Genomic DNA, 1,087 nt, shown 5'->3' with positions numbered 1-1,087 from the left:
CCTGCTGCGTTCTATCGTTTTTTGTCAGGCAAAAGCCGCCATCCGACGTTCCTCAATACGGACTTGTGCTCTCCCGATCCCCGCCCCCGCTTCGACGCCCCCCCCGGTGAGCGCATCGACCACCTCGAGGACCACGCCCGCCACCGGCGCCTGCTGGCCGTGGTGCTCGTCCTGCTGGTGCTCGCCACCGCCGCGGTCACCGGCCTGGCCGTGACCGGCACCCTCTTCGCCCGGAGTCCCCCCCTCCCCTAGCACAGCAGAGCGTCCCGCCGCGCCACAGGCCAGCCCCCGGCGGGCCCACGCTCATTACTGAAAACAGGCACATTCCAGCCATTCCTTTAAATATGCTTTCTCTAATTTAAAGGAATGTTATAAAAAGATACTGGAAATTGCAGAATTATAAATTCGGAAAGGATAATTTTTTTATCCCTTTTATCCCTTTACTTAAAATAAATATAAGTGTATAATGGCTTAAATGTCATTTATCCCGTTTATCCATTTTATAAAAAATCGAGGTGGTTTGAAATGACCCAAGTTATAAATATAGCAAATTTTAAAGGCGGAGTAGGAAAAACAACAACATCTGTTATGCTAGCCTGGAATTTATCTAACAATCAAAATAAAGTGCTTTTTGTTGATTTTGACCCTCAAGCAAACGCAACAGACCTTTTATATTATAAAACATTTAAATTAGATCATCCTGAAATAACAATTTTTGAAGCTATCGCCCCAGACCCAACACACCGATCTGCTTATAGGAGGGAAGGATGGGCCGGTCTTCCCCCGCCACTTTACGCACCTGAAATCGGGCGACCTGGCCAAGGACAAGAACCTGCTGCTGACCACCATACTGGCCGACGCGATCAACCGGCACAACGTATGCCAAGCCCGCCTGGCTACAAGCCTGGCATACGCGCGCTGAAACCTATTCGACGGCGCTGGCCGAATTGGTGAACGCGCAGTTCCGGCATCCCTTCGCCGAGCCTTGGGGTGTCGGCACCACGTCATCGTCGGACGCCCAGAACTTCCGCACCGGCAGCACCACCGAGAGCACCGCGCACATCCACCCGCACTATCGCCGCACCCC

General features: G+C 52.4%; 1 protein-coding gene and 2 pseudogenes. All 3 read left to right on the top strand.

Annotation, left to right across the window (positions count from 1 at the left end):
* The coding region (locus BTM36_RS25595) for a hypothetical protein (protein ID WP_217349637.1) at positions 1 to 252 on the top strand (252 nt) is incomplete at its 5' end.
* A 273-nt stretch (positions 253 to 525) separates the two neighbouring features.
* Positions 526 to 666: pseudogene (locus tag BTM36_RS27480) on the top strand (ParA family protein); the annotation flags it as partial.
* 70 nt (positions 667 to 736) lie between these two features.
* Positions 737 to 1,087, top strand: a pseudogene (locus BTM36_RS27475) (Tn3 family transposase); the annotation flags it as partial.

This window comes from Herbaspirillum sp. VT-16-41 (assembly GCF_001994935.1).
In the GTDB taxonomy this organism is placed as follows: Bacteria; Pseudomonadota; Gammaproteobacteria; order Burkholderiales; family Burkholderiaceae_D; genus Herbaspirillum; species Herbaspirillum frisingense.
Note: the sequence above shows the minus strand (reverse complement) of the source record. Positions and strands in the feature narration are given on the sequence as shown.